The organism is Synechococcus sp. H55.10 (assembly GCF_047502715.1).
Lineage (GTDB): Bacteria > Cyanobacteriota > Cyanobacteriia > Thermostichales > Thermostichaceae > Thermostichus.
In genome coordinates this window covers 1-5,554 of the sequence record NZ_JANSJJ010000098.1, presented here as the reverse complement: position 1 = coordinate 5,554, position 5,554 = coordinate 1, and the positions used below count along the sequence as shown (strand labels likewise).

The 5,554-nt window shown below is 57.2% G+C and carries 6 protein-coding genes; 2 read left to right on the top strand and 4 right to left on the bottom strand.

Annotation, left to right across the window (positions count from 1 at the left end; all coding sequences use genetic code 11):
• Window positions 1-71: 71 nt before the first annotated feature.
• Genes NW858_RS07470 through NW858_RS07460 form a run of 3 tightly spaced genes read right to left on the bottom strand, consistent with a single transcriptional unit; the run spans window position 72 to window position 1,625 of the window.
• A complete protein-coding gene (locus NW858_RS07470; protein ID WP_414348155.1) occupies window positions 72-1,028 on the bottom strand; it encodes a DNA adenine methylase in 957 nt (318 codons plus the stop codon).
• A gap of 1 nt (window position 1,029) precedes the next feature.
• Window positions 1,030-1,419, bottom strand: coding sequence for a PD-(D/E)XK nuclease superfamily protein (locus NW858_RS07465; protein WP_414348152.1), 390 nt, complete (start codon window positions 1,417-1,419; stop codon window positions 1,030-1,032).
• Window positions 1,420-1,460: 41 nt separating this feature from the next.
• Complete coding sequence (locus tag NW858_RS07460; protein WP_414520216.1) at window positions 1,461-1,625, bottom strand: hypothetical protein; 165 nt, start codon at window positions 1,623-1,625, stop codon at window positions 1,461-1,463.
• A 318-nt stretch (window positions 1,626-1,943) separates the two neighbouring features.
• Between NW858_RS07460 and NW858_RS07455 the strand changes: the two genes are divergently transcribed.
• Window positions 1,944-2,636 (top strand): response regulator transcription factor, encoded by a 693-nt coding sequence (locus NW858_RS07455; protein WP_414333655.1) that lies wholly within the window; start codon window positions 1,944-1,946, stop codon window positions 2,634-2,636.
• A gap of 228 nt (window positions 2,637-2,864) precedes the next feature.
• The gene (gene lgt, locus NW858_RS07450; protein ID WP_414520215.1) at window positions 2,865-3,989 is read left to right on the top strand and encodes a prolipoprotein diacylglyceryl transferase; all 1,125 of its coding nucleotides are present in this window, start codon (window positions 2,865-2,867) and stop codon (window positions 3,987-3,989) included.
• 77 nt (window positions 3,990-4,066) lie between these two features.
• On the opposite strand, the gene chrA is transcribed toward lgt, so the two are convergent.
• Window positions 4,067-5,335: a chromate efflux transporter gene (chrA, locus tag NW858_RS07445; RefSeq protein ID WP_414520214.1), complete on the bottom strand. Its 1,269-nt coding sequence runs from the start codon at window positions 5,333-5,335 to the stop codon at window positions 4,067-4,069.
• Window positions 5,336-5,554 lie beyond the last annotated feature (219 nt).

Here is a 5,554-nt window from a genome sequence, read left to right as displayed (position 1 = left end):
GATCCCTTGGCTGTCCTGCGGGTGATCTTGTCAGCCCTCAGTCGCCCCCGCTCTTGGCGCGGGCGCACCTACTAGTCTGTTGCCTCAGGAGCGACGCCGAAGCGCAGCGGAGCAGCAGCAGGGGCAGGCGCCTGTTGGGTGGCATTCAAATAAGGCAACCCCTGCTCCAGTAAGCATAGCTGCACCGTTCTTTCAACAGGGTAGTTTGTGATCACTAGCTCCGTAATTTTTCCTCGCTTTGCCCCCTTGCAGTTGATAGCCCGGTTTGCTTGAACCTCATCAACAGCAAAGAAGGGCATAGCGTACAAAGAGCGAATGATTGCAGTGTCAGAGTTAGAAAGTATAACATACACCTTATTCTTGCTCAAGTCAATGCAAATATCTCGTAATCGCTCTTGATCCTTTAAGGCAAAGCCGTTGGCATGATAGGAAGTAAAGTTGGATGTTCGCGAGACAGGAGCGTAAGGCGGGTCGAAATACACCCAGTCGCCTGGCTTGGCTCTCTCGACAACTGTCTCAAATGGCAGGCACAAAATTTCAACATGTTGTAGGGCAAGGGATGCGGCTAAAAGATTATCTTTGTCCAGATACTTTGGAGCTTTATATCGTCCAAAAGGAACATTAAACCTTCCCTGCCGATTGACGCGATACAAACCATTGTAGCCTGTCTTGTTTAGGTAAATCATGCGCGCAGCTCGTTCTACAAGACTCATTGACCAAGGATCTTTCTCTCGAATCTGGTAATAAAAATTTTTATCGTATGGAAATTCGGAAAGTAGTTGAATAACTTCCCAAACATGATCGCGAATAGCCAGGTAAGTATCTATCAACTCGGCGTTGATATCAGAAAGAATTGCCTGTTTAATCTTGCGTTCTCTGTACAGGCGAAAGAAAAGCGCACCACTCCCAACAAAAGGCTCGTGGTAAGTGTTGAAATAGATGGGCATCCGCTCCAATAGGGCGTCCGTCAGTTGTGTCTTGCCGCCAGCCCATTTTAGAAAGGGTCGCGGAAGAAGCAAATCGCTCATGTTACAATCCAAAATACAAACGTAGCCAATCTTCTAAATCGCTAAACCAAACCACTTTCCCTGTAGACATCAGGTATCCTTGCATGTTTTTTGAGAACCCTTCGCCATCAATCACCACGATCCCTGGAATAGGCCAGTGCTCCATATCTTGAATGGTTGCAGGGATCTTCTCTTCTGCTGTACCTGACGTCGCCTGAAACTTACACTCTACTCCTAGTCGTTTGCCGCTTTTCTCATCGCTAATGACCACATCAATATAGCGCTGTTGCCCCCACAGCCTTCGTGCTGCTTTGACTCTTGCTTGTGTCTTCAATCCAAGAGATTGTGCTAGAGCAACAACTCGCTGCTCCAATTTGTCACCACTTTTAGGTGCTGTTCCTTTTCCTGGCATTGGGAAAACTCCTCACAGACAATTGGCTTCATTTGGTTTTACTACCCATGCGCTCCCACATCGCCACCCAACCCCCGCACCAGAAACAAATTCCCGTCGGCAGTCCACCGCTGCAACCAGTTGGTCTGGGTCTTGGCTTTTTGTCCGCGCCACATCTCCAGGAACAAGCCAATCTCCGGGATCTCACCCTGGGCACGTACAGCCACTTGGGGGCTTTCACCACCACCTTGCTGCCCAGGCCAAAGTTGGAGGCGATCAAAGGTTGGGGGGAATGAGCTGAGCCAGTTCCAAAGCCTCGCGCCTGGCAGTTTTTCCCATGCGATTGGGGGTAGAGACGACATGGCCCGCAGTCCATAAGGTGCAGGGATGCCCTTTGGATAACTCAAAGCCCTCTCTGGGATCAACCCCAGGCGATTCCCCAAGACTGGCGCAGGCTTTCGGTGGTCCCGACTATCAATCCCTACGGCTAGGGTATGCTGGTGGGCAGTGAGCAAGTTTCCCACCTCTTCTTTTGAGGAGAGAATATGCCGGAACCGGAATCCTCCTCAGCCCACATTCTGGTGATCGAAGATGAGGCCAAACTGGCCCGTTTCCTGGAAACTGAGCTGACCTATGAGGGGTATCGGGTCAGTGTGGTCGGCGATGGCACGGCAGGGTTGGCGGCAGCCCGCGACCAGAACCCCGACTTGGTGCTGCTGGACTGGCTGTTGCCCGGGATCTCGGGGTTGGAAGTTTGTCGGCAACTGCGCTTGATGGGCAGCCGCGTGCCCGTGGTACTGATGACCGCCGGTGATGAGGTGGCAGATCGGGTGGCAGGGCTGGATGCCGGCGCGGATGATTACGTAGTGAAACCCTTTAGCCTTCAGGAGTTGCTGGCGCGGATACGGATCTATTTGCAGCACCCCAAGGGATCCCGTGACGGTCGGTTGGTGTTTATGGATTTGACGCTGGATCCAGTGACGCGGCAGGCGAGCCGGGGAGGGCGGCAGGTGGAGCTGACGGCCAAGGAATACGACCTGCTGCGCTACTTGATGGAACACCCCCGCCAGGTGCTCAGCCGCCAACAGATTTTGGAGCATGTGTGGGGCTATGACTTTACGGGCGATTCCAACATCATCGAGGTCTATATCCGCTACTTGCGTCTCAAGATCGAAGGCCCAGGAGAGAAGCGCCTCATCCAGACGGTGCGCGGGGTAGGCTACGTGTTGCGGGACTAGAAGCGCGACTGAGGCCGACATCCCCCAGAAGAATGGCCTGGGCAGCCTGAGGGGGATCGCTGCTGTGGCAAGATCGGGAAGAATGGATCCCTATCGAGGTGCGGGAACGGCTGCTCAAAACTGGAGCAAAGAACCCGGAGAGGATTTCGTCCTGCTGGCAGGTGAGGTTGATGGAAGCCGACTGCTGGAACTGAATTGGGGGATTTTGGGGTGCAGAGGGTGTTGTCGATGAATCCATGGAGTGCAGGTCTGCTGGGCCTTACCTTCAGCTCACCGGGAGAGTTTGTCTTCCGTTTTCCCCCCGAAACCCCTCTGGTAGGTGGGCTGGGGCTGCGCTGGTACGGCCTGCTGATGGCTATTGCCGTGTTGGTCGGCCTGCTCCTGACCAAAGCCCTGGCAGAGGCTCGCCATTTGGAGAAAGAGCCCGGCAAGGCCAGCGAACGGGTCGAGATCCTAGCCCTGTGGCTGGTGGTGTCCGGGTTTCTGGGCGCCCGCCTCTACTACGTCCTCACCCACTGGTCGGAGTTCAGGGACGATCCCCTCTCGGCCTTCGCCATCTGGCGGGGAGGCATCATCATTCACGGTGGCGTGCTGGCCGGCGCGCTTGCTCTTTACCTCTATTGCCGCGCCACCGGGATCAACGGCTGGAAGTACGCCGATGTGCTCACGCCAGGGTTAATTTTGGGCCAAGCCATCGGGCGCTGGGGCAATTTTTTTAACTCCGAGGCCTACGGGGCCCCCATTCTCCCCGACAGCAGATGGCCCTTGCGGGTGTACATCCCGCCCCAAGCCCGCGAGCCGCAATACAGCCAGTTTGAGTTTTTTCACCCCATCTTTTTCTACGAAAGCGTCCTCAACCTGGTTCTGTTTGCCCTCTTGATGGGGATGTTCTGGCGCTTTCCCAAACTCAAAGATGGCACCTGGGTTTGGACCTATGTCGTCGGCTACAGCTTAATTCGCATCCCCTATGAAATCTTGCGCGTCTCGGCGGTGGCCTATCTGCCGGGAACCTCCATCAAGGCTGCCTATGTGGCCAGCGCTGTAGGCCTAGTGCTTGGGATTGGCATGCTGATCTACATGTACCGGCTGCGCTTCGACCCCGATTTGGAGCAATTGGCCGCTTGGCTGGCCGAACGAGCAGGGCTGGAGCTGGGAACAGCCGCAGATCTTGTGCAGCGGGCTTGGGCCATCCAGCAAAAGCACCGCCGCGCCGACTTGCTGGATCGCGTTACTCTGGCCATGCCCCACTTTCCAAGCACCCTTGCCCCCCATCTCTCGCTGGGCCAACGGGAGCTGTTGATACGGCAACTGTTCTGCCGTCTGGAAGGCCGGGGGCTTCCCCAGGCAAGTTAGCGCTGTCAATCCCAGCAAGCGCGAGTTAGGCTCTCTTCATAATAGAGAGGGGATCCAGGAATCCAAAGCAAAAGCACCTAGGCCAACAGGCTGCGGGCCAGCAAGCCCAACCCCGCTCCAGCCATCACCAACAGCCACGTGGGCTGCCGGAAGCGCAGCAGGGCGATCAAGGCCGCCCCACCGATCCCCAAGGCCATCAACGAGGCTGCTGTTGTTTCTTGTAGCAGCGCCTTTTGGGCCAGAGGCACTGTGGCTGCGGCAACCGCCCCCAGCGCGGTTGGGGTGATGGCTTGCAGGGATCCCTTCACCCAAGCGTTGCGCCGTATGCGCAGCAACAGCGGTGCTGCCAGCAAAATAAAGGCAAAAGAAGGGGCAAAGATCGCCACCGTCGCCGTCAGCGCCCCCAACACCCCCGCCACCTTGTAGCCGATGAAAGCTGCCGTCAGCACCACCGGGCCGGGGGTAAACTGCCCAATGGCCACCCCATCCAAAAACTCCGCTGGCGTCAACCAGCCCAACTGATCCACCACTTCGTCGGCGATGAAGGGAATGATCACCAACCCTCCCCCGAAGATGGCACTGCCCACCTTGAAAAAAAACAGCGTCAAAGGCCAGAAGTAAGTGCCAATGCGCTCCAGCCCCCAAAAGCTGCTCACGGCTAGGGTTTCTGGCGGAACCGCGGCCCCCACCGTCTGGGCCAACATCAACACCGGCCCCGGCAGCAGAGCTGGGATCCCTGGCAAAGGGCTCCTTGGCCCGTAGAGCACCAACCCCACCAGCGCCGCCAGCCCAAACAACACCAGGATGTTCACCCCTCTTAGCAGCAGAGCAAAAGCCGCCACCGCGATCAGCCCCCGGCTCCAGTCTTGCACCGCCTTGCGGCCCAGCTTCCAGCAAAAGGCCAAGACAATGGCGATTACCACCGGGGCCACCCCAAAAAATAGCCCCTCTAGCTGTGGCACCCCCTGAAAGCGAAAATAAAGCCAAGAAAAAATCACCTCGATCACAAAAGCCGGCGCGATGAAGCAAAAGCCCGCCAGCACCGCCCCCAACCAGCCTGCCCGCACATAGCCAACATAGATCCCCATCTGGGTAGAAGCCGGCCCCGGCAACAGTTCACACAGGCCCACCCCTTCGGCAAATTGCTCCTGGCTCATCCAGCCCCGCCGGATCACCGCCTCATCGTGTTGCATGGCAATGTGAGCTTGTGGGCCGCCAAACCCCAGGGATCCCAGCCGCAAGAACACCGCAGCAATTTCCTTTAGTCGCGTCGAAAGAGGGGGCAAGGGATCGGGCAGACCACTTGCCACCCCAGGAGACTGGCCGGGAGAGGACTGAGGAGACATCGCCAAGGCTTGGCACCCGCTTATCCTGGCATCCAATGGTTGGTTGCGTCGATCCCTAACTCCCCTCTCCCTGAGGGAGAGGGGCCGGGGGTGAGGGTCGTTCCTCAGGGAGAGGGGCCGGGGGTGTTCGCGCTAGCGGCGCGGAGCGCTTGGGTCGTCACTCAGCCATATAGCATCTCTGTGTTGCAGTCGTCGGGGGGCGGGTGGTTCGAGAGACTT